Source organism: Burkholderia sp. RF2-non_BP3, assembly GCF_001522185.1.
Lineage (GTDB): Bacteria > Pseudomonadota > Gammaproteobacteria > Burkholderiales > Burkholderiaceae > Burkholderia > Burkholderia diffusa.
This window is the reverse complement of the sequence record NZ_LOSU01000028.1, coordinates 837,901-860,624: the sequence shown is the minus strand read 5'-3', so window position 1 is coordinate 860,624 and position 22,724 is coordinate 837,901. Positions and strand designations below refer to the sequence as shown.

Sequence of the window (22,724 nt, the reverse complement as noted above, 5' to 3'; positions counted from 1 at the left end):
GAAGATCAATGCAAAACGACGACCCGATCCTGCGCTACTACGAAGCGGAAATGCGCTATCTGCGCGAGTCCGGCAAGGAATTCGCGAAGGCACATCCCGATCGCGCACGCCTGCTCAACCTCGATCGCGTCGGCGATCGCGACCCCTATGTCGAGCGGCTTTTCGAAGGCTTTGCATTCCTGACCGGCCGGCTTCGGCAGAAGCTCGACGACGAACTGCCGGAACTCACCGAAGGGCTCGTGAGCCTGCTCTGGCCGCATTATCTGCGGATGATTCCGTCGCTGTCGGTGGTCGAACTGATCCCGCTCGCGGAAAAGCTTCAGAAGACCGAGGTGGTGCCGGCCGGCGTGCCGGTGCGTGCCGCGCCGATTGCCGTGCCGCCTGCACCCGGTGCCGAGGGCACGGCACCGAGAACCGTGCAGTGCCTGTACCGAACCACGCAGGCTGTCGCGCTACAACCGGTCGCCATTACGCACGCCGGACCGTTCGTCCGTTACGACGGACGGTCGGTGATCCGGCTTGGCTTTGCGCTGGACGGCTCGGCACTTCGCAAGGAAACGGATTTGTCGCGGCTGCGCCTGCACCTGAATGCGGATCTGCCGACCGCGTTCGCGATGCATCTCGCGCTCACGCGGCAGGTCGATGCGATCCAGTGGCGCATTCCGGAAGTCCGCGACGGCGAAGCGGTGCCGCTCGCCGGCGTGACGATCGAGCCGGCCGGTTTCTCGGCCGAAGAGCGGTTGTGGCCCAAGGCCGATGCGGCCTTTTCCGGCTATCAGATGCTGCTCGAATACTTCACGTTCCGCGAGAAATTTCTGTTCGTCGACCTGTGCGGACTGGACATCGCGAAGCTGCCCGAAAGTTCGACCCGCTTCGAGCTGGAGATCGTACTGACGCATGCCTATCCGTCGGACCAGCGCTTCACCGCGGAGAACGTGCGACTGTTCTGCTCGCCCGTGATCAACCTGTTCGAGCTGGACGCGGAGCCGATCGAGATCGACCATCACGAAACTGAATATCGCGTGGTGCCGGCCGGCCATCAAGGCGAGCACGTCGAAACCTATTCGGTCGACGCGATCGCGACGTTCGATCACGACTCGGCCGAACGCTACGAATATGTGCCGTTCGCGACGTTCCGGCACCGCGGCGGCATGCTGCGACACGAGGCGCCGGAGCGCTATTTCCATACGCGCGTGCGACCGGGGGTGTCGGGGCTGCATGAAACCTGGGTGATTCTCGGCGGACACGCGTGGGAGACGATGGACACGCTGCCGGAAGAAAGCCTGTCGCTGCGCGTGACGGGAACGAATGGCCTGTTGCCGCGCAAGGGGCTGCGTGAAGCCAGTCTCAACGAGCTCGCGGCCAGCACGCCGAACGTCGCGGGCGTGCGCAATCTCGTGTCGCCGACGCTGCCGCTGTATCCGCCGACGGAGGACCGCTTCCAGTGGCGCGTGCTGTCGCATCTTGCGCCGAATTTTCTGTCGATGATGAACGCGGAAGTGCTGCGCGGGGCGCTCGCGCTGTATGACTGGACCGACGATGAGCTGAACCGCCGGCGGCTGGCGGGCATTCTGTGGGTTTCGCAGGAATTGCTCGAGGAAGTAACCGGCGGCTCGGTCGAGCGCGGCGTACTGATCGAGGTGACGCTCGATTCGCATGCGTTCGCGGGCGAGGGTGACGTGATGCTGTTCGGCGAGTTGCTGCATCGCTTCTTTGCACAATACGCGGAGATCAACCTGTTCACGAAGCTGTCGATCATCAGCCTGCCGTCGCAGGCCCGGACCGTGTGGCCGCGCAGCAAGGCGCAACGGGCGCCGCTATGAAGCCGCACGCCCCGCAGGAAGTCCCCTTGGGGGACGCGTTGCCGAATCTCGAGCCGCTGGTCGCGTCGCTGCTGGCCCGCGCGCCACGCATGAACTTCATGCAGCTTTGCAGGCTGCTCGAGGTGCGGGTGCCTGACTTGCCGGGCTTGGGCACGCAGGACACGGCCGAGCATGAGCGCGTGCGCTTCCGGCCGCGGCCGCGCGTCGGCTTTCCGGCGGGAGAAATCTCGGCGGTAGAGTTTGACGACGAGCGTCCCGATGCGCCGCCGACCGTACGCACGACGTTCATGGGCCTGTATGGTGTCGACGCGGCGATGCCGCCGCACATGATCGACGAGATCGTGTTGCGCGAGGAGGGGCATGAGGTCGTCGAAGCGTTTCTTGACCAGTTCAATCATCGGTACGTCACGCTGCTGTACCGCGCGTGGAAGAAATACCGCTATCCGGAAAGCTTCCGCCCGGGCGGCAGCGACGCGCATTCGCGCAACCTGCTGTGCCTGGCCGGCTTTGGGTGGGGCGACAAGCCGCGGCGCGCCGGCCTGCCGGATTCGCGATTGCTCGCGCTGCTGGGGCTGCTGATCCAGCACACGCGCACGCCCGAAGGTCTGACCGGCGTCATCGCACTGGCCGTACCCGGTATCGAGGTGCGCGTCGACGAGTTCTTTCCAGTGGCTATGCGCGTCGGACAAGCGCAGCCGCTGACGTCGGCCGGCCAGTTTGCCGGTTCATCGGAAGAGGGCAGGCGCTGGGGCCTCGGGGGCGGCTACGTGCTGGGCAAACGGATGGCCTATCGCAGTCGCGCGGTGCGTGTGACGCTACGGCCAGCGGATGCGCAGCAGGCCCGCGATCTCCTGCCTGGCGCGTGGCTGCATCGTGAGTTGATGGCGTTCGTGCAGTTGTATGTCGGCGTCAAGGCCGACGTGCACCTGCGCATGCAATTGTCGTCACGTCATGCGCCGCAACCGACGATCGGTCCGGCACATGCCGATCAGGCGCCGCGCCTCGGCTGGACGACCGTGCTGCCCGCCGACGAAGAGCGCGTGATCAACATCGCGCTCGGCGTCTATGAAGCGTTTCCTGCGCCCGGGACCAATCCACACCTGACACAACATGTTTGACCAGAGAAGACCATGACTATCCGCTTCGCCGTTTCAACCCTTGCATCCGTTCTGCTGCTGTCGGCATGCGGCGCATGGCAAACCGTCTCCGATGCCTCGTCGAGCGCCTACCGCACTGTCTTCTTCAAGCAGGTCAAGGTGCTCAACATCGATTTGTCGGCCCGCGAGGCGTTGAATCCGGACGACGCCGGCCGCCCGACGTCGGTTGCGGTGCGCGTGTATCAGTTGAAGGACCGCAAGATGTTCGATGGCGCGTCCTACAACGACCTGCTGAAGAACGATCGGACAATGCTTGTGCAGGATCTGCAGGCCAACATGGCGACGGTCCTGAATCCGGGCGCGGCCGCGAGCCTCTCGCAGCCGATGCAGGTCGATACGAAGTATGTCGCGATCGTTGCGTTCTACCGCAACCCTGGAAGCGGCGATGACTGGAAGGTCGTGATCGAGAAGAAGAAGCTCGACGCAGACAAGCCGTTGAAGCTCGAACTGGTCGATCAGCTTCTGCTTTCTGCCGGGGCATCTGAGAATGCATCCCGGTGATCAATTGCATGTGAACGGCAATCAGGTGGCGACGACGGACGTGAAACTGGCCGTGGCGCAACGTTGTCCGTGACAGGTTCGGCACCGCATGGCGTGCCCGCCATGACGCCGCACCGTCAAAACGACGGCAACCCCGGCGGATTCGTCTCCGCGCGCGCAACCGCCTCGCTCTGCAACCCCCAGCGCGCCAGCGCCTGCCCGTAGCGGCCGTTGCCGATCAGCGCATTCGTCGCGAGCGTCAGCGCCGGCGCGAGCCCGCTGCCGCGACGCGTCGCGATCGCGACATCCGCATTCGCCGGCCAGCCCGCGTTGACGACGCCGACCCGACGAATCCTGCCGTCGCGCGCGGCCTCGTAAGCCAGCGACGCGTTGGGGTTCAGCTCGGCGTCGGCGCGGCCCGACAGCAACGCGACGCGGGCTGCCGCATCGTCGTCGAAATAGAGCAGTTCGGTCGCCTTCAGCCCTTGCGCGACGTTGCGTCGGCTCCATTCGAGGAGGATGCGCTCCTGGCTCGTGCCCGCACCCGTGATGACGCGCAGGCCCGCGACGTCCTTGGGCTCGGCAATCTTCGCGATCAGGCTCGCGGTGCGCACGTAGAAGCCGTGCAGCCCGAGCCGATAGGTCGTGAAATCGTATTTCTCCTTGCGCTTCTCGGTCACGCCGACGTTCGAGATCACGGCGTCGTACTTGCCCGACGTGAGCCCGAGCGGCCAGTCGGCCCACGCGATCGGCACCAGCACCAGCGTGCGGCCGAGCGCGTCCGCGACGAGCTGCGCATAGTCGGGATCGGCGCCCACGACCGTGCGCGCGTCGGTCGCATAGGTCGACACCGGCGGTGCGTGCGGCGAAATCGCAACCGTGAACGCGCCGTCGCGTACCCAGCGGTAGTTGCCGGCCGCGCGAATCGCCGCATCGTCGCGCGACGCGCGGATCCGGCCGGCCTGGCGCGGATCGAGATCGGCGGTCGCGGCCGCGTGCCACCGGAGGCCGGCGGCGGCCGCGAGCGCGGCGGTGATGAACTGGCGTCGGTCGATCATCGTCGGGTGCCTCGGAAGTCGTGAGCGGCGCGCATCAGAGCACCCGCGACAGGAACGCGCGCGTGCGCGGATGGGCCGGCGCGTCGAGCACGACGGCGGGCGGGCCCGACTCGACGATGCGGCCGCGCTCCATGAACAGCACGTTGTCCGCGACCTCGCGCGCGAAGCCGATCTCGTGCGTGACGATCACGAGCGTGGTGCCCGAGCGCGCCAGTTCCTTGATCACGTCGAGCACTTCGTTGACCAGTTCGGGATCGAGCGCCGACGTCGGCTCGTCGAACAGCAGCACCTTCGGGCGCAACGCGAGCGCCCGCGCGATCGCGACGCGCTGTTGCTGGCCGCCGGACAGCTGGCGCGGGTAGGCATCGGCCTTGTCCGCGAGGCCGACGCGCGCGAGCAGCGTGCGCGCGGTGCGCTCGGCGGCCTCGCGCGTGACGCCGCCGACGGCGACCGGCGCCTCGACCAGGTTCTCGAGCACCGTCAGATGCGGAAACAGGTTGAAGTTCTGGAACACCATTCCGACCGCCGTGCGCCGCTTCAGCACGTCGCGCTCCTTCAGCTCGTGCAGCACGTCGCCGTCGCGCCGATAGCCGATCAGCTCGCCGTCGATGTCGATGAAGCCGTCGTCGACGCGTTCGAGATGGTTGATCGTGCGCAGCAGCGTCGACTTGCCCGAGCCGGACGGCCCGACGATCACCGTCACGCTGCCGCGCGGCGCGACGAACGACACGTTGTCGAGCACGCGCTGCATGCCGAACTGCTTCGACACGTTGTGCACGGCGACCTCGCCGCCGGTGCGCGGCACTGGCTCAGCGTTGCCCCGAAACGTCGCATCGGCCGTCGCGCTGTGTGTCGCCGCACGCCGCCGCAGCGCACCGATGCGCGCCAGCACGAACGTCAGCGCCGACGGCGGCGGATTGCGCAGCGCACCGCGCGCATAGTGGCGCTCGACCTGCACCTGGATCGCGGACAGCACGGTCAGGATGATCAGGTACCAGACGGTCGCGACCATCAGCAGCGGAATCACTTCCAGATTGCGGCGATAGATCACCTGCACCGTGTAGAACAGTTCGGGCATCGCGAGCACGTAGACCATCGACGTGCCTTTCGCGAGCGTGATCAGGTCGTTGAACGCGGTCGGCAGGATCGCGCGCATCGCCTGCGGCAACACGATGCGCGTGGTCTGGCGGCCGCGCGGCAGGCCGAGCGCGGCGGCCGCTTCGAGCTGCCCCTGGTCGACCGCGAGAATACCGCCGCGAATCACTTCCGCGGAAAACGCCGCGTGGTTCAGCGTGAGGCCGAGCACGGCGGCAAGGAACGGGCTGATCAGGTCGGTGGTCGGCGTGTCGAACCACACGATGTCGGTGAACGGCACGCCGAGCCGCACGTGTTCGTACAGGTAACCGAGATTGTTCAGGATCAGCAGCAGCACGATCAGCGGAATCGAGCGGAACAGCCAGACGAACGTCCACGCGCTCGCGGCGAGCAGGCGCGAGCGCGACAGCCGGGCCAGCGCGACGAGCGCGCCGAGCGCGAAGCCGAACACCGCGCCGAGCAGCGTCAGCACCAGCGTGCGCGCGAGCCCGGACAGCACCGGCGGCGACAGGAACCATTCGGCGAACACCGGCCAGCCCCATTGCGGGTTGCCGAGAATCGAATGCAGCGCGAGCGCGATCAGCACGAGCGCGAGCACAGTGCCGACCGTGCGCGACCGGTGCCGGGCCGGCACGATGCGCGGGCGCGTGCCGGCGTCGCGGGCGGGGGCGGAAGTGAGCGGCGGCAGTGCGCCGCCGAGATGGGTCGTGTCGCTCATGTCGGTGAGGGTCCTCGATCGGGTTGGCCGGATGCGCCGCGCGAGGCGGCGCGCGGGCGTCAGGCGTGCGCTTCGGCCGCGTCGCCCTGTTTGCGCACCGCGCCGGGCGCCGCATGGCGGCTCGCCTTGCGCGGCAGGCCGAGGTGGTCGCGCAGCGTGCTGCCCGGCAGGTCGCGGCGGTAGCGGCCGCGCGCCTCGAGCACCGGAATCACGAGTTCGACGAAGTCGTCGACGCCCTGGGCCTGCACCGGAAAGCCGAGGATGAAGCCGTCGCCGGCTCCGGCGTCGTGCCAGCGGATCAGCTCGTCGGCGACGTGCTCGGCCGTGCCGATGAAGTTCGGGCGCGGCGTCGCGACGGCGAGTGCCGTCTCGCGCAGCGTGAGGTGCTTGCGCTTCGCGTCGGCCTTGATCCGGTCGGTGGTCGAGCGGAAGCTGTTGCGGCCGATATCGCCGAGTTCGGGGAACGGTGCGTCGAGCGCGTACTGCGTGAAATCGTGGTGATCGAAATAGCGGCCGAGATACGCGAGCGCCTCGTCGATCGTCAGCAGGTCGCGGATCGCCTGGTACTTGTCTTCGGCCTCGGCGGCCGTTCGGCCGACGATCGGCCCGACGCCGGGGAAGATCTTCACGTCGCCCGGCTGCCGCCCGTGCTCGACCGCGCTTTGCTTCACGCGCCGCGTGAACGCGGCCGTTTCGTCGAGCGACGGCGAATGCGTGAACACGGCGTCCGCGTACTTGCCTGCGAGCCCGATGCCGGTGTCGGACGAGCCGGCCTGGAAGATCACCGGCTGCCCCTGCGGCGAGCGCTGGATGTTCAGCGGGCCGGCAACGTGGAAGAAGCGGCCGTGATGATCGAGCGTATGGAGCTTGTCGCGATCGAAGAAGCGCCCGCTCGCGCGATCGCGCACGAACGCGTCGTCGTCCCAGCTGTCCCACAGCCCCTGCACGACGTCGAGGTATTCGTCGGCGATTTCGTAGCGCAGTTCGTGATCGGGATGCGCCTTGCCGAAATTCTTCGCGGTGCCTTCGAGCGGCGTCGTGACGACGTTCCAGCCCGCGCGCCCGCCGCTGATCGCGTCGAGCGACGCGAGCTGGCGCGCGACCGTGAACGGCTCGCTGTACGACGTCGAGATCGTGCCCGCGAGGCCGATCTTCTTCGTCGCGACCGCGAGCGCCGACAGCACGGTGAGCGGCTCGAAGCGGTTCAGGAAGTGCGGGATCGACTTCTCGTTGATGTAGAGGCCGTCCGCGACGAACGCGAACGCGATGCCGGCGGCTTCCGCCTTGCGCGCGATGCCGATCGCGAAGTCGAGGTTGATGCTCGCGTCCGGCGGGTTGCTCGGATGCCGCCACGCGTTCATGTGGCTGCCTGCGCCTTGCAGCATCAGGCCGAAGGGAATCGATCGTCGGGTCGTCATGGGAGCGTCACGCGTTCTGGTCGGAGGAAGGGAAACGTTCGGCGGCGAGGGCCGCCTGCACGGGCGTGATCGACTGCGCGCCGCCGAGCCATTCGGCCGACGCGAGCCGCGCCGCGTAGTCGGTCACCGGCGAGTCGATCACGAATGCATCGACGCCGAGCCGCCGGCTCAGCGCGTCGAGCGCGCGGTGCACGCGCTCGGGCGTGTCAGCCAGCACGGTCGGGCGCAGCTCGTCGATCCGGTAGTCGGACGCGCCGCTCTGCCGCGCGAATTCGGCGGCGGCCTGCGCGCTCGCCAGATTGAAGCTCTGGCCACCGGCGAATTGCAGCTTGAAGATCTTCAGCGGCCCGATCAGTTGCTCGGCTTCGTCGCGGGTCGGCGCGGCGACGGCGTACAGCGCGACGATCGGGCGTGTGCCGCCCGCGTCGCGGTACGCGGCCAGCGAGCGTTCGAGGTTCGCGTCGTCGCCGTTGAAGTGTCCCGCGTAGCAGAAGCGCCAGCCGTGGCGGGCGGCGAGCGCGCCGCTGTCGGGCGAGCCGCCGAGCAGGATGCGTTCGGGCGCTTGCGGCGGCACCGGCATCGCGACCGCGCCGGCGAGCGGATGATCCTCGGCGACGCCCCAGCCGAGGAACGCGTCGAGTTCCGCGAGCTGGCCCGCGAAGTCGGGCTTCTTCGCCTTGTCGTGAAACCACTGCAGCGCGCGCGTGGTCAGCGGCAATCCGCCGGGCGCCTTGCCGATGCCGAGATCGACGCGGCCCGGCCCGAGCGCGGCGAGCAGCTTGAACGACTCGGCGACCTTGAACGGGCTGTAGTGCTGCAGCATCACGCCGCCCGAGCCGACGCGAATGCGCGACGTGTGCGCGAGCAGGTGCGCGACGACGATCTCGGGCGCGGAGCTCGCGAAGCCCGGCGCGCCGTGATGCTCGGCGACCCAGAAGCGCTCGTAGCCGAGCTGTTCGGCGCGCCGTGCGAGGGTCGTCGTGAAGCGCAGCGCGTCGGCGGCGGTCGCCCCGTCGGCGATCGGGCTTTTGTCCAGCAATGAAAGCGAATAAGACATGGTGTCGGCGTTCCTGCGAGGGCGTGGACGGGCGGCGCTCAGCTCTTCGGCAAGCCCGGCGGATTCGTGCGCGACTGGTCGATCGCTTCGGAGGCGAGGTTCCAGCGGTCGAGGATCTGCTGATAGCGGCCGTTCCGGATCAGCCCGTTCAGCGCGACCGTCAGCGGCTCGGCGAGCCCGCTGCCGCGGCGCGTCGCGATCGCGATGTCGGCCGTGCGCGGCCAGCCGCCGCTGATCGCGCCGACGAGGCGCGTCTTGCCCTGCTGCGCGCTCTGGTAGGCGAGCACCGAGTTCACGCTGAACACGGCATCGGCGCGGCCCGACTGCACGGCGACGATGCGCATCGCCTGGTCGTCGTAGTACTGGACCTGCACGGGCTTCAGGCCGTGCGCGACGTTCTCGCGATCCCACGCGAGCAGGATCTTTTCCTGGTTGGTGCCGGCATCGGTGACGATGCGCAGCCCCGCGACGTCCTTCGGCTCGCGGATCGACTGGATCTTGCTGTCGTTGCGCACGTAGAAGCCGACCTGGTCCTTGCGGTAGGTCGAGAAATCGAACTTCTGCTTGCGCTCCTCGGTGACGGTGACGTTCGAGATCACCGCGTCGACTTTCCCCGATTCGAGCGCGAGCGGCCAGTCGGCCCATGCGAGCGGGACGATCTTCAGCTTGCGGCCTAGGCTGTCGGACACGAGCTGGCCGACGTCCGCGTCGAAGCCGATCACCGTGCGCGCGTCGGTCGCATACGAGCTGATCGGCGGCAGGCTCGGCGCGACGCCGATCGTCAGCGTGCCGGCTTCGGCGAACCTGAACGACGCGGGCACCGCGCGCTCGACGGCCGCATCGGCCGCACCGCGCGGGCGGCCACGTTGCTCGGGGCTGAGGTCGAAGGTCGCGGCGGCCGCGGCGATCGCGGTCACGCCGATCAGCGCGGCGGCCAGCGTGCGGAGCGCACGCGGCGTGAAGGGTACGGCTCGTTGCATGGATGTGTCCTGTCGTTTCGTGTCTTGGGGAACGGAAGAGCGGAATCGGGTGGCGCGGGGCGTTCAGCGCGGCAGCACGGTTTCGGGAAGCGGCGCCCACAGGTCGGCGAGCGTCGACGTGCGCGACGGATCGGCGAGATCCTTGCCGAAGCGCAGGTGGAAATACGCTTCCGGATCGATCGACGAATCGAACAGCCGCGTATAGCCGGTGCGGTCGTACAGCGCCCACGCTTCGGGCTGGCGAAAGCCGGTGGTCAGGTACACGCGTCGATAGCCCTGCTGCGCGGCGCGCAGTTCGAGCGCATCGACGATCAGGCGCGCGAGCCCCTGGCGGCGCAGGTCTGCGCGGGTCCAGATGCGTTTGAGTTCGGCGGTCTGCGCGTCGTAGCGCTTGAATGCGCCGCCGCCGATCGTTTCGCCGTCGCGCAGCAGCAGCACGAACGCGCCTTCGGGCGGCGCGAACAGCTCGGCCGGGTAGCGCGCGAGTTCGTCGCGTGCGGACGCGCGGCTGTCGGGGCGATACGCGTCGTAGCGCGTCGCGTATTCGTCGATCAGCGCGTCGACCAGCGGCTGGGCGCGGACGTCGAGCGGTGTCGTGTCGATGAGGCGGTCGTTCGTGGCCATGGGCATCGCGAAGGGCGCGCGATGCGGACGTTCCTGGCGGGGGCCTGCCACGCGGCCCGTCCGGTCTGCTCCGTTATCGCGACGCGGTTGTCGTGATGACGGCGGCCGCGGTGCTTCCTGCGCTGCATCCGGCGTGCCGCCGCCGTTTCGAACACGTTAGCGGCGCGGCCGGCAAAGACGAACGAAGCAATTTCGATAAGGATTTCGCGGGGAGCGTCAGAAGGCTTGCAGGGGGAGTGGGGTGGGGGGCGCACGCGTCGAATGTTCGTCGCATGCGCAATGCCGGAGGGGCGTATGGCTAGGCTGCGCGTACTTCCGCGAGCAGATCCGGATGACGATCCAGAATCTTGAGCAACTTCACGAGGGCAAGCGGCGGGTTCGTCTTGCCGGTTTCGTAGCGCGAGAAAGCATTGACGCCGCCACCGAATATCTCGGCCGCCTCGCGTTGATCCAGCATCAGCTTCTTGCGCACCTTCGCGATGAACTTCGGGTCGACGATGGTCGAATTTACTTGCTTGTTGAACTCGCCGATCGCTTCACCGAGCCGGGTTGCCTCGTCGATATCCAGCACCGATTCGCCGCAGGCCGGACAGAAGTCGCCGGTTATATCGCGAACGACGGTCGAGCGACCCTTGTATGTGTAAGGGATGTCTCGTGTATCGCGGACCAGTTTCGCGCCACCGCACGCAGGACACTTCATTTTCATCGCTCCTTGAACGACACGATCAGCACGTCGTCGATCACGGTCAGTTTCAGATCAGCTTGCAATGAGGCGCGTTCTTTTCCATCCGCGATCCTAACCAAAAGAGTTAATTTGTCAAGTTGGTTAATGGCGAACGCATGCGGTCCGCCATCCTTGGCAGACTGCACGGAAAAGATACGGGTCGGTAACTCGGCCTATCGGCCAACGCGCGGAGGCGTCGACGCCTCCGCCAGCTGAAACAGGCAATCGCCGCGCCGCACCTGCGCGGGCACGCGCTTGCACACCACTTCGCCGTCGCCGTTGAAGCGGTGCAGCACCGGTTCGCGCAGCGGCGTATCGGGGAAGTGCACCCACGCGGCCGGCTGGCCGGCCTTCACCTGATCGCCGAGTTCGACGAGCGGTTCGTACAGCCCGCGCTCGTACGCGTAGACGAAGTGGCGATCGCCGTCGACACGCAGGAAGCGCGTGACGGTCGGCGGCGCGTCGGGCACGAGCGCGCCGTGCAGCAGGCCGATATGGCCGAGGTAGTGCAGCAGCCCGTGGCGGCCGAGCCGGATCAGCGACGGATCGGCCATCCCCGCGCCGCCGAGTTCGGTCACGATCGAGATCGCGCCCTGCCGGCGCGCGGCCGATGCCGAGTGCACCGGGTTCGGCGCGTGCAGCAGCGCGTTCGGCAGCCCGAACGCGACGAGCAGGCCGTTGAGCTTCGCGGCCTCGTCGTCGTCGAGCGGGTCGATCGCGAGCATGTTGCCGCCCTGGTACAGCAGCGAACTGCCGCCCGAATGCAGGTCGACCAGATACTGCGCGCGCGACAGCAGCGCATGCTCGATGTAATGCGCGATCATCTGCGTCGGCGTGCCGGCCGGGTCGCCGGGGAAGCTGCGATTCAGGTTGCCCTCGTCGAGCGGCGACACGCGCAAGCCGGCGTCGGCCGCGGGGAAGTTCGCCATCGGCAGCAGAATCAACTGCCCGCTGACCATCTCCGGATCGATCTCGCGCATCAGCTGCGACACGATGATCTGGCCTTCGTATTCGTCGCCGTGATTGCCGGCCATCACGAGCGCGACCGGGCCGTCGCCGTTGCGGATCGACGCGATCGGGATCGGCAGCCAGCCGTATGCGGAGCGATGCACGGAATGCGGCAGGCGCAGATAGCCCGCATGCTTGCCTTGCGCATCGAGATCGATTTCGCAGTGGATGGGATTTCGGTGGGAGGAGGAGGCGGTCATGGCGGCATCGTTCGATGAACGGAATCTGCCATCTTATCGGGAAACGACCGCCGCGCGGCGTGCGCGGTGCGGGCAATGCCAGACGCCGTCAACCGGCCCGCGTGCGAACCCGCGACATACGCAACCCGAGCAGCCGCACGCGATGTTGCAACGCTGAAACGCATGCCGGCGCGCGGCCGCCCGCGCATGCCGTGCGGCGCGTCGGCCCCTTGTCGCGACGGGGCCGGCGCGCGCGATCGCGTCAGCGACCGGAGGTTTCAGCTTCGATACGGCCTTCTTCCCACAGCGCCCAGAAACGGCTGCCGGCGCGATACGGATTCGCGCGTCGCGCCGCGTGATCGGTGACGCCCTGGCGATATGCGCCGTACAGCGTCAGCGGCGGATTGTCGACGCACGCGGCTTCACGCGCGGCGGGCGCGCGGTGCTCGGAAACGAGCCGTCGGATCAGCGAGGCGCCGTCGATCACGTCCAGTTGATCGCTCGCTTCCGCATGGCTGAGGACTTCGACGGTATTCATGTTTGGGCTCCCTGACATCCTGTTTCCCAGTCAAGGAGCAATAAGGGTGCCAGCGATGAAATACCGTGCGCCGCCCCGATCGTGCGGGCTTCTGCGGCGAACGTGACATGCAGCGCGGGCCGATGTTACGGAACACGTCACGTGACACGGGCGCGCGCGGCGGAACACCTGCGCGTATGCGCGGAGTCACGCGAAGCGTTTCGGGAATGAATCGCGGGAAGCGAAGGGACGCGCGGAGGCCGCCGGCGTCAACGCGAACGGCGCGCGCTCAGCTCGTGGTCGCGGGCGTCACGCGGCTGCTTCCGGCCGAATAGAAGCGGTAGATTCCCTTGCCGGCCGACTTCGCGTCGTACAGCGCGCTGTCGGCCTGGCGGATCAGTTCGTCGGGGGAGCCGTGCCCGTCGTCGAGCGCGATGCCGATGCTGATCCCGAAGCTGACGGTCTCGCCGATCGACAACGTGTACGGCGCCGAGATCTGCCGGATGATCCGCGCGGCGAGGAGCGAGCAGGCGTGCATCGTGGTGGCGTCGAGCGCGACGACGAACTCGTCGCCGCCGATCCGCGCCGCCAGCTCGCCGGGCGGCAGCGTCTTGCCGAGCCGCTCGGCGACCTGCGTGAGCACTTCATCGCCGGCCTGGTGGCCGAACCGGTCGTTGATTGCCTTGAAGCCGTCGAGGTCGAGATACATGACGGCGAGCGTGGCGCTCGGCAGGCGCGGCCGGTGCGCGAGCATCCGCTTGAGTTGCGCATGCAGTTCGTGGCGGTTCGGCAAACCCGTCAGCGCGTCGTGTCGCGCGAGGTGCCGAATGTGCTGCTCGCTGCGGCGGCGCGTGGTGACGTCCTCGACGATGATCACCGCGTTGCCGTCCGGCACGCGATGGCGCGTCAGTTCCAGCTGCCGGCCGTCGGCGAGCGTGATGTCGAGCGGCACCGGTTCGTCATGGTTCAGCCAGACGTCGCATTGCGCGGCAAGACCTGCGCCGTCGGAATCGGTCACCGCGTTCGCGCCGAGCGCCGCGACGACGTCGGGCAGCGGCGTGTCGAGCATGATCTCGCGCGGCGAGCCGAACAATTGCGCGGTGCGGCGGTTCGCGACGATCACGCGGCTCTCGCCGTCGATCATGCACAGGCCGTGCGGCATGTAGGTGAGGGCGGCGTCGAAGCGCGCGACGAGCTCGGCGTTGCGCTGGCGCGCGGCGATCAGCGCGACCAGCACGCGGTAATGACGCTGGACGACCGTGCGCATGGCCGCGAGATAGATCGCGAGCGGCGGCAGCAGCAGCCAGGCGCCGGGCCGGTCGACCAGCACCGCGCCGAGGCCGATCGGCAGGACGCCGAGCGTGACCTGGGTCATCGCGAGCCGGGGCAGCGCCGAATTGCGCGACGCGATTCCGCCGAACACGCCGCCCGCGACCATCACCGACAGCGTGCCAAGCTCGGCGTCGGGCGCCTCCACGCAGCCCATCACGCCGAGGCCGAGCACGAAGCACGCGGCGAGCGACACGGGCGCATAGCGCAGCGCCCAGTATTCGGCGCGATCGTCGCCGGCGGCACGGCGCACGGCATACGCGCGCGCGATCGCGAGCCGCGCGGCGAGCAGGCCGACGTCGACGACGAGCCACACGAAACACCAGAGTTGTTGCAGCCGGATCAGCGCGATCGCCGCGACGAACGCGCTTGCGAGGCCGGACAGCGCCATCGGGCGCACGTCCTCGAACAGCGTGACGAGCATCGACGGGCGCAGCGCGGCCGTCACGCGGTGATTGCCGCAGGGGGGAGTGGCGAGAACGGCATTCAGGAGGCTTGCCTTGACTGCCATGGCTATTTTGACCTCGACACGATGCGGCGCATTGCCGGCCGCCCCGCACGGCACGTGGCGGAGTGACCGGCGAGCCGGATGCGCACGACATTACCATGAAACGTCGGCCGCGCGCGCCTTGCGCATTCGCCGACGCGGGGGCAGGCGTCGTTGCCCGCAGGACGATCTCGGGCGGCCGCCCGCGGACTGGTTTCAGCGCGCCGCACATGGCGGCGATCAGCTCATGGCGATCGATGCGCCCGCCGTGACACCGCCCAATCGCGCCCGTATGTCGCCCGCGACCGGACGCCGCAGCCCGTCTGAATCTCGTTATAAGAAATTCAATAAGTAATTCATGCGGAAAATACTATAGGCGATATATCGAAAACAATGCCAGAATGCGCGCCGCTCCGAACGCCGCGACACCCGATCGCCGTCCGAGCCGCATCAGGAGGTTCCCCCCACATGAAAAACCACGGCCTGTCACGGCGGGGTTTTCTGAAAGCCAGCGTGCTGGCGGGCGTCGCGGTCTACGTCGCGCCCATCGGCAGCCGCGCGTTCGCGGCGCTCTTCGAAGAAAAACTCCTCACCCCCGTCAAATGGGATAGCGTCACCGGCATCCCCCAATTCCGCATCGACGGCATCGCGAAGGTCACGGGCTCGAAAGTGTTCGCCCGTGACGTGCGCGCAGCCGACATGCCGCACTGGCCGCAGCAGCAGTCGCACGCGCTGATCCTCCGCGCCACGCAGGCCGACCGCATCTACGAAGGCTTCGACCTGTCGCTGCTCGGCGACGAGCTGAAGCCGGACCGCGTGGTCACGGCCGACGATCTCGCACGCGACGGCGTCGCGTTCCCGACGTTCTACGGCGACGACATGCTGTTGCCGGCCGGCAAGACCCCCGCGTATCTCGGCCATGCGGTCGCGATCCTCATCTATCACGACTTCGCGCGCTTCCGCTTCGCGAAGAACGCGCTCAAGTTCCGCGACGACGTGATCCGCTACGGCGCGGTCACGGGCCCGCTCGAGCGCGATCCGTGGGGCACGTTCCGCTACGTGCGGGTGGGCGGCAAGACGGCTTACGACGACGATGTCTATTCGAGCCTGAAGGATGCGCCGATCTTCCCGAGCATGATGCGCAAGCACCTGCCGGTCTGGCCGGACGGCAAGGAGCACGGCAGGCTCGACGAGCAGGGGATGTTCCTGGCCGGCCGGATCGCCGCCGAGCTCGATCGTCCGTCGGCCGACTGGCTCGTGTTCGATCGCGAGTACAGCACGCAGTCGGTCGATACCGCCGCGCTCGAACCCGACAACGCGAACTGCTGGTACGACGCCGCGACGCAGTCGATGCACCTCGTCGTGCCGACCCAGTCGCCGCTCGAAGTGGCGGAGAACGCGGCCGCGATGGTCGCGAAATGCCGCTTCCCGGTGAAGAAGCTGTTCGTGCATCCGTGCTACACGGTCGGCTACGGCTCGAAGGATCACTGCAACGTGCCGTTCTACGGCCTCGTCTGCGCGCTGTACGCGGACGGCCGCCCGGTGCGGTTCGCGAACGACCGCTACGAGCAGTTCCAGACGTCGCTGAAGCGCCACGCGTTCAAGATGCATTACCGGATCGCGGTCGATCGCAACACGGGCCTCATGCAGTCGTTCAAGGGCGACTTCGAGGCGAACGGCGGCGGGCGCTCGAACTTTTCGCCGTCGGTGGCGATGGTCGGCGCGACGGCCGCGCAATCGATCTACTACTTCCCGAAGAGCGACCTGGCTGCGGTCGCAATCGCGTCGCGCGCGATCGACGCCGGCTCCGCGCGCGGCTACGGCACGCTGCAGAGCATGGCCGCGACCGAGATGGCGGTCGACGAGATCGCCGCGCAACTGAACCTCGATCCGATCGAGTTCCGCCTGCGCAACGCGCTGCGCTCGGGGATGAAGAACACGCAGGGCGCGATTCCCGCCGGCGCGCTGCGCGTCGACGAAGTGCTGGAACGCGCGAGGCAGCATCCGCTGTGGACGCGCCGTGCGGCGCGCAAGGCCGAATTCGAGGCGGTGAACCCGGGCAAGCGCTACGGCGTCGGCTTCGCGTGCGTGCAGAAGGATTTCGGCACGGGTGCCGAGGCATCGTTCGCGAAGGTCGAATTCGACGAGAACGGCAAGGTGTCGCTGCATCACACGGCGGCCGAGATCGGCACGGGGATGTCGACGTCGCAGGCCGTCGCGGTCGCGAAGTGGCTCGGCCGCCCGGCGACCGAGGTGCGCGTTGCCGTGACCGAATGGCCCGATCTGCCGGTCGAGACGAGCGGCGATCCGTACCTGATGTCGCAGGCCGACCAGGACCGGCTGAGCGCGAATCCGCGCTGGTCGCCGGGCTATGCGTCGCCGTCGAGCGCGACGAACTCCGCGTACTACTTCACGCACAGCACGCGCGAAGCCGCGCGCGCGGTGTTCCGCTACGGGCTGTGGCCGGCCGCGATGTCGATCTGGACGCGCGGTCTCGGCGGCGGCCAGGCCGCGCCGTACACGATCCGCATCGAGGACGCGCGCTGGGTCGACGGCAAGCTGACCGCCGACGGCCTCGAGCCGCTGACGTTCGAGCAGCTCGCGAAGCAGGCGCATGCGCTCGGCCTGCCGACCGGCGCCGTCGTGCACGTGTTCAACCGCTGGCAATGGACCGACGCGGAGTTCGACGTGGGCGGCGCGGTCGATCGTCTGCCGATCGACGGGTTGTCGCTGCGGGTCGGCGCGCCGAAGACCGGCGACGACGGCCCGATGCCGGGCACCGCCGCGCCGGCCGGCGCGACCGCGATGCACGGCACGCTGGCGCCGACCGCGAACGGCTATCGCGTGCTGGACCGCAAGCGCGTGTTCATCCCGCCGACGAGCCGCAACAACGCGGCCGTCACGTACTACACGGCGGTGGGCACGCTCGTCGAGCTGGCCGTGCACGAAGCGACCGGCAAGGTCGAGCTGCTCACGCATCACTCGATCATGGAGTGCGGCAACCAGATCTCGCCGCAACTCGTGTCGGGCCAGTTGCAGGGCGGCCTCGCGATGGGCATCGGCCATGCGCTGCACGAATACCTGCCGCTTTACGAAGACGGCCCCGGCAACGGCACGTGGAACTTCAACCGCTACCAGCTGCCGCGCGCGACCGACGTCGCCGTGTGGTCGCAGACGGGCGACATCCTGCCGCCGCTGTCCGAGACCGATCCGCCGAAGGGTGTCGCCGAGGTGGTGATGATTCCCGTCGTCGGCGCGATCGTGAACGGCATCGCGCACGCGATCGGCCATCGTTTCACCGACTTGCCGGTGACCCCGCAAAAGATTCAGGAGGTGCTCGCATGACGACCGCCCAAACCGCCGCGTCGGCCGCGAGCGCCAGCGCGGCCGCGACCGGCGCATCCGCGCCGAATGCGGCTTCGGCCGCCCCGGCATCGGCACCCGCTGCCGCACCGGCCGCCGTCGAACGTTCGCTCGTCCGCTTTCGGCAGAAACCGCTGTCGGTGAACATCAACGGCAAGTCCGTCGGCCCGATGCAGGTGCCCGAAGGGCTGATGATGATCGAGTTCCTGCACGAGTATGTGGGCCTCACCGGTTCGCGGCTCGGCTGCGGGCAGGGCATCTGCCACGCGTGCGTCGTGATCGTCGACAAGCCGGACGGCACGAGCGAGGAAATGCGCACGTGCATCACCGGCGCGCACTTCTTCCACGGCCGTTCGATCCGCACGATCGAAGGCCACGCGAAGCGCAACGAAGCCGGCGAAGTGGTGGAGCTGTCGCCGATCCAGCAGAAGTTCCTCGAGCACTTCAGCTTCCAGTGCGGCTACTGCACGCCGGGCTTCGTCAACGCGGCGACGGTGCTGATCGAACGCCTGAAGCGCGAGCCGGTCGCGAAGGCCGACGTCGAGCGCACGATCACCGACGCGCTGAACGCGCACATCTGCCGCTGCACCGGTTACGTCCGCTACTACGAAGCCGTGAAGGACGTGATTTTGACGACGCCGGGACTCGTGAAGGACGCCGCATGAAACGCACATTCGCCCATCGTGCCGCGCGGGCCGCGGGCCTGCCCGCACTCGCGGCCGCCTGCGCGCTGCTGCTCGCCGCCTGCGGCGGCCATGATGCGCCGGCCTCGAACGCGGCTTCCGGCGCGCCCGGCGCCGACCAGATCGCGCGCGGCCGCTATCTCGTCAAGGCCGCGGACTGCGCGGCGTGCCACACCGCGAAGGACGGCGCGCCGTTCGCCGGCGGTGCGCCGCTCGAATCGCCGTTCGGCACGTTCTACGGTTCGAACATCACGCCCGACAAGGATCACGGGATCGGCGGCTGGAGCGCGGACGACTTCTACGCCGCGCTGCACGACGGCAAGGCCCCGGGCAAGCGTCTGTATCCGTCGATGCCATACACGTCGTACCGGCAGCTCACGCGCGCCGATACCGACGCGATGTACGCGTACCTGAAGACGGTGAAGCCGGTCGCGCAGGAAAACCGCGCGCACGAACTCAAGTTCCCGTACAACCTGCGCTTCGGCATGGCGTTCTGGGACATGGTGTTCCTGAAGGACAGCCTGCCCGACGCATCGACCGGCCGGTCCGCCGACTGGCAGCGCGGCCGCTATCTGGCAGGCGCGCTCGGCCACTGCGCGGAATGCCACACGCCGCGTGCGTTCACGGGGCAGCTCGACGGCGCGAAGCCGTTCGCGGGCGCCGCGCTCGGCCGCGTGGCCGCGCCGGACATCACGCCGGCCGGCCTCGCCGCGCGCGGCTGGACGGGCACCGACCTGCAGACGTTCTTCGGCGTCGGCATCGCGCCGCAAGGCTCGGCGTTCGGCGAAATGTATCCGGTCGTGCATCTGAGCACGCAATACATGACGAAGGACGATCTGCGCGCGCTGTCCGTGTACCTGCTCGGCGATACGCCGCCGGCGCCGCAGCCGGTGAAGCCGGTGTCGGCCGATGCCGTGCAGCTCGCGGCCGGCCGCTCGGTGTATCTCGCGGTGTGCGCGGGCTGTCACGGTTTCGACGGCGAAGGCAAGCCGCACGTGGCGGTGCCGATGAACGGCAATTCGACGCTGCGTCAGGGCGATGCGCGCAACCTGCTGGTCGCGATGCTCGACGGCATCGACGAGCAGAAGTTCGCCGGCTTCGAGAACCTCCAGCCGATGCCGGGTTTCGCGCACACGCTGAGCGACGACGAACTCGCACAGCTCGCGAATTACCTGCGCGCGACGTGGGGCGGCCAGCCCGCGAGCGTCACGCCGGCCGACGTGAAGGCCATGCGTCGGTAAGTCGTGCGACGAAGCGGGGCGTCGCGCGCGAGGCGGCCGGTTTCCGGCTGCGCGCGTGCGTGACGCCCCGCTCGAGTCTTTCCGGCGGCGCTTCAGTAGCCGCCGCCCCCTCCGCCGCCACCGCCACCTCCGCTGCCGCCCGCGCCGCCATACCGGCTCATGCCGGGGCCTTGCGACATGCCGCCACCCGACGACGCACATCCGGCCGACAGCACCAGCATCAGCGCCGCGAGCAGCGCCGCGGCCAATCTTGCGGAACTCATTTCACTCTCCTTTCGCCGAGAAGGCCGCGCGGCAGGGCGGTTCGCGTGAACCGGCGACCGCGCGATGACGAAACGTTTCCGGCGGGCGGTTTATTCCATGCTTTTTGCGTTCGGCACAGGGCGAAACGGAGCGGCGCACGCGTTCGCACGCGCACGCTGCCGGGGCGCGGCGCGCCCCCCGCAGATTCGCTACGTCACGGGATGCGTAGCCGGAATGCCGCCGTCGCGGCGGCCTCCGGTCAACGATAGACGAGATCGGCGCGGCGGTTCTGCGCCCACGAATCCTCGTCGTGACCGAGCGCGACGGGCTTTTCCTTGCCGAGGCTGACCGCTTCGAGTTGCGAGGCCTGCACGCCCAGCGTTTCGAGCGCGCCCATCACCGCTTGCGACCGGCGTTGGCCGAGCGCGAGGTTGTATTCGGACGTCCCGCGTTCGTCGGTGTTGCCCTGGATCAGCACGCGGCGCGACGGGTGGCTGCGCAGGTAGTCGGCGTGCGCCTGCAGCAGCGTCTGGTATTCCGGCTTCACGGAGTACTGGTCGAAATCGAAGTAGACGCTGCGCTTCGCGAGCGGGCTGTTCGGATTGTTGAGATCGTCGGCCGCCACCGTCGCGACGGCTTCGCTCGATTGCGCCGGCGCCATCTCGGCATTCTCGGGCGTTTTCGCCGCGTGGTGACAACCCGCCAGCAGCGCGAAGGCTGCCATGACCGCAAATCGGTTCGTTTTGCTCATCGTGCGTCTCCTGCGGTTGACTGCGAGGAAAGCGTGGTGCGCGCGAACTGCCGCGTCACGCATCCGGCGAGACGGCGCGAAAGTGCCGGCTTCCGTGCGCGATGCGCTTTCGTAAGCCGGCGATGCGCCATATGAAAGATTGTCTCGGCCGGAACGCCGAAGCACGGCGCCGCTGCAACTAGATTAGGAAAAATGTCACAGCGTGACCAGTTTCTCTCATTTTTCACACGGGAACGACGCAGGACGCATTCTTGCTTGCGCGGAAACCGCGGGATACGCGGCGATGCGTGATGTGCCATGCCGGTGCGGGCGTGTCACGCATCGCGGGGCATCAGAACTTGTGCCGCAACCCGAGCGCGACCACCAGCTGGTTGCTGTTGGCTGAAGGCGTCATCGTCCAGACGGTCGCGTTGAACGCGGGATTGCCGTTGCCGCCGCTCACGCTTTGATAGACGGCTTCGAGATACGCGTCCGTGCGTTTCGAGAACGCGTAGTCGGCCTGCGTGACCACGTGGTTCCATTTCGGGCGCGTCTGGCCCGTGCGCGTGTCGAAACGGCCCATCGTATACGTGTACGCGGCGGCCACGCTGAATGCCGGCGTGACGAAGTAGCGGCCATCGACCGAGAAGTTGTCGAAGACGAGCGATTCGCCCTTCAGCGGAGTGATGCCGCTGCCCTGAAGCACGCCGCTCACGCCGTCGGTGGCCGAGTGCGACCACGCGGCGCCGACCGAATGCGGGCCGAACGCATAGCGGCCGGCCATGGCCCAGATCTGCTGGTTGCCGCCCGTGATCGTCGCCGAGCCGTCGACCGTGCTCAATGCGCCGTCCGGATTCGGCGCATTGCGGTCGCGGCTGATCTTCAGGTAGCCGGCGCCGAGCTTCAGCGGCCCGTTCGCATACCCGAGCCCCGCGCTCCACACGGCGTTGTTCGAGAACGCGCCGGCCGTGTTCGAGAATCCGAACATCGCGCCGAACGTCAGCCCGCGATACGTCGGGCTCGTGTACTTCACCGCGTGGTTGATGCGCAGGTTGCGGTTCGAGTCGTCGTTGTCGTACGGATGCACTGCGAGGTTGCCGCCCCAGCCGGGGCCCGACGCGCCGAGCGGCGTCACGAAATCGAGGATCAGGTCGTACTGGCGGCCGAACGTGAGCGTGCCGGCCGTGCGCGAGCTTACGCCGAGCCACGCCTGACGGCCGAACATGTCGACGCCTTTTTGCGACAGCTTGCCCGTCGTGCCAGAAAAGCCGTTCTCGAGCGTGAAGACCGCCGCCATCCCGCCGCCGAGATCCTCGCGGCCGCGCAGCCCCCAGCGCGACGCGTTCAACGCGCCGCTCGTCAGCCCGACGCTGCCGCTGCCGGGCGAACCGGCGCCTTGCGTACGCTGGTTGGTCGCGTAGGTGATCGACGTATCGATCAGGCCGTACAGCGTCACGTTGCTCTGCGCGTGCGCGACGCACGGAATCAGGCCGACCGCGCAGGCGGCGAGCACGGCCCCCGGGAGTGTGGCGGTGCGACGGCCGCGGCGGACGGCATGCGGCGTGGCAACGCGCGCGTTGGCGGGCTGGATGGTTTTATAGGAATGCATAGGATTTTTTATCGTTGGTCTCCGGCCCGATCGCCGGTGGGTCGCGTCGGCGCGCCGGCCGACGGATCGAGCGGCCATTATTGGAGATCGCGCGACCGTCGATTAAGGCGCTGCACAGGAAAGGTCCTCTGCGAAATCGCGTGGAATCGCGGCGGTTCGACGCAGGGTGTTTTCGTCGAATCGGCACGGAATGGAACCATC

General features: G+C 68.0%; 20 protein-coding genes. 6 read left to right on the top strand and 14 right to left on the bottom strand.

Going from position 1 to position 22,724, the window contains the following annotated elements; translation table 11 throughout:
* Positions 1-8 precede the first annotated feature (8 nt).
* Genes tssF through tssJ form a run of 3 tightly spaced genes read left to right on the top strand, consistent with a single transcriptional unit; the run spans position 9 to position 3,481 of the window.
* Entirely contained in the window at positions 9-1,823 is a 1,815-nt protein-coding gene (tssF, locus tag WS45_RS14160) for a type VI secretion system baseplate subunit TssF (protein WP_059700448.1), read from the top strand.
* Complete coding sequence (tssG, locus tag WS45_RS14155; RefSeq protein ID WP_059690232.1) at positions 1,820-2,941, top strand: type VI secretion system baseplate subunit TssG; 1,122 nt, start codon at positions 1,820-1,822, stop codon at positions 2,939-2,941. The genes tssF and tssG overlap by 4 nt, the downstream gene beginning before the upstream one ends.
* A gap of 12 nt (positions 2,942-2,953) precedes the next feature.
* The gene (gene tssJ / locus WS45_RS14150) at positions 2,954-3,481 is read left to right on the top strand and encodes a type VI secretion system lipoprotein TssJ (RefSeq protein ID WP_059700446.1); all 528 of its coding nucleotides are present in this window, start codon (positions 2,954-2,956) and stop codon (positions 3,479-3,481) included.
* Between the two features lie 116 nt (positions 3,482-3,597).
* Here the strand turns inward: tssJ and WS45_RS14145 are convergent, their stop codons facing one another.
* The 11 genes from WS45_RS14145 to WS45_RS14095 all read right to left on the bottom strand — a co-directional run bounded on the left by WS45_RS14145 (position 3,598) and on the right by WS45_RS14095 (position 14,678).
* On the bottom strand, positions 3,598-4,518 hold the full coding sequence (locus tag WS45_RS14145; RefSeq protein ID WP_059700445.1) for an ABC transporter substrate-binding protein: 921 nt from the start codon (positions 4,516-4,518) through the stop codon (positions 3,598-3,600).
* Positions 4,519-4,552: 34 nt separating this feature from the next.
* Positions 4,553-6,331 carry an amino acid ABC transporter permease/ATP-binding protein gene (locus WS45_RS36425; protein WP_082721913.1) on the bottom strand — a complete coding sequence of 593 codons (1,779 nt, stop codon included), beginning with the start codon at positions 6,329-6,331 and terminating at the stop codon, positions 4,553-4,555.
* A 59-nt stretch (positions 6,332-6,390) separates the two neighbouring features.
* Positions 6,391-7,749 carry an LLM class flavin-dependent oxidoreductase gene (locus WS45_RS14130; RefSeq protein WP_059700442.1) on the bottom strand — a complete coding sequence of 453 codons (1,359 nt, stop codon included), beginning with the start codon at positions 7,747-7,749 and terminating at the stop codon, positions 6,391-6,393.
* 7 nt (positions 7,750-7,756) lie between these two features.
* Positions 7,757-8,806, bottom strand: a complete 1,050-nt coding sequence (locus WS45_RS14125; protein ID WP_059700440.1) for an LLM class flavin-dependent oxidoreductase — start codon at positions 8,804-8,806, stop codon at positions 7,757-7,759.
* 38 nt (positions 8,807-8,844) lie between these two features.
* The gene (locus tag WS45_RS14120; RefSeq protein ID WP_059525535.1) at positions 8,845-9,786 is read right to left on the bottom strand and encodes an ABC transporter substrate-binding protein; all 942 of its coding nucleotides are present in this window, start codon (positions 9,784-9,786) and stop codon (positions 8,845-8,847) included.
* 63 nt (positions 9,787-9,849) lie between these two features.
* Positions 9,850-10,410, bottom strand: coding sequence for a GNAT family N-acetyltransferase (locus tag WS45_RS14115; RefSeq protein ID WP_059700438.1), 561 nt, complete (start codon positions 10,408-10,410; stop codon positions 9,850-9,852).
* A 298-nt stretch (positions 10,411-10,708) separates the two neighbouring features.
* A complete protein-coding gene (locus WS45_RS14110; RefSeq protein WP_059525531.1) occupies positions 10,709-11,110 on the bottom strand; it encodes a type II toxin-antitoxin system MqsA family antitoxin in 402 nt (133 codons plus the stop codon).
* Between the two features lie 2 nt (positions 11,111-11,112).
* Positions 11,113-11,280: a hypothetical protein gene (locus WS45_RS34960; RefSeq protein WP_156437141.1), complete on the bottom strand. Its 168-nt coding sequence runs from the start codon at positions 11,278-11,280 to the stop codon at positions 11,113-11,115.
* A gap of 27 nt (positions 11,281-11,307) precedes the next feature.
* A complete protein-coding gene (locus WS45_RS14105; RefSeq protein ID WP_059700436.1) occupies positions 11,308-12,342 on the bottom strand; it encodes a succinylglutamate desuccinylase/aspartoacylase family protein in 1,035 nt (344 codons plus the stop codon).
* 241 nt (positions 12,343-12,583) lie between these two features.
* A complete protein-coding gene (locus tag WS45_RS14100; RefSeq protein WP_059525528.1) occupies positions 12,584-12,859 on the bottom strand; it encodes a hypothetical protein in 276 nt (91 codons plus the stop codon).
* Between the two features lie 268 nt (positions 12,860-13,127).
* Positions 13,128-14,678: a diguanylate cyclase domain-containing protein gene (locus tag WS45_RS14095; protein WP_059700435.1), complete on the bottom strand. Its 1,551-nt coding sequence runs from the start codon at positions 14,676-14,678 to the stop codon at positions 13,128-13,130.
* A gap of 444 nt (positions 14,679-15,122) precedes the next feature.
* Between WS45_RS14095 and WS45_RS14090 the strand changes: the two genes are divergently transcribed.
* The 3 genes from WS45_RS14090 to WS45_RS14080 are packed head-to-tail and all read left to right on the top strand — an operon-like array spanning position 15,123 to position 19,941.
* Positions 15,123-17,999: a xanthine dehydrogenase family protein molybdopterin-binding subunit gene (locus WS45_RS14090; protein WP_059700432.1), complete on the top strand. Its 2,877-nt coding sequence runs from the start codon at positions 15,123-15,125 to the stop codon at positions 17,997-17,999.
* Positions 17,996-18,682, top strand: a complete 687-nt coding sequence (locus WS45_RS14085) for a (2Fe-2S)-binding protein (RefSeq protein WP_059700430.1) — start codon at positions 17,996-17,998, stop codon at positions 18,680-18,682. The genes WS45_RS14090 and WS45_RS14085 overlap by 4 nt, the downstream gene beginning before the upstream one ends.
* Positions 18,679-19,941 carry a cytochrome c gene (locus WS45_RS14080; protein ID WP_059700428.1) on the top strand — a complete coding sequence of 421 codons (1,263 nt, stop codon included), beginning with the start codon at positions 18,679-18,681 and terminating at the stop codon, positions 19,939-19,941. The genes WS45_RS14085 and WS45_RS14080 overlap by 4 nt, the downstream gene beginning before the upstream one ends.
* A 92-nt stretch (positions 19,942-20,033) precedes the next feature.
* Here WS45_RS14080 and WS45_RS35650 read toward each other — a convergent pair whose 3' ends face one another.
* From WS45_RS35650 to WS45_RS14070, 3 genes are all read right to left on the bottom strand, one after another.
* Positions 20,034-20,204, bottom strand: a complete 171-nt coding sequence (locus WS45_RS35650) for a hypothetical protein (RefSeq protein ID WP_179950367.1) — start codon at positions 20,202-20,204, stop codon at positions 20,034-20,036.
* A gap of 239 nt (positions 20,205-20,443) precedes the next feature.
* A complete protein-coding gene (gene pal, locus WS45_RS14075; RefSeq protein ID WP_059700426.1) occupies positions 20,444-20,935 on the bottom strand; it encodes a peptidoglycan-associated lipoprotein Pal in 492 nt (163 codons plus the stop codon).
* A gap of 331 nt (positions 20,936-21,266) precedes the next feature.
* Complete coding sequence (locus WS45_RS14070; RefSeq protein ID WP_059700424.1) at positions 21,267-22,523, bottom strand: porin; 1,257 nt, start codon at positions 22,521-22,523, stop codon at positions 21,267-21,269.
* Between the last annotated feature and the right edge of the window lie 201 nt (positions 22,524-22,724).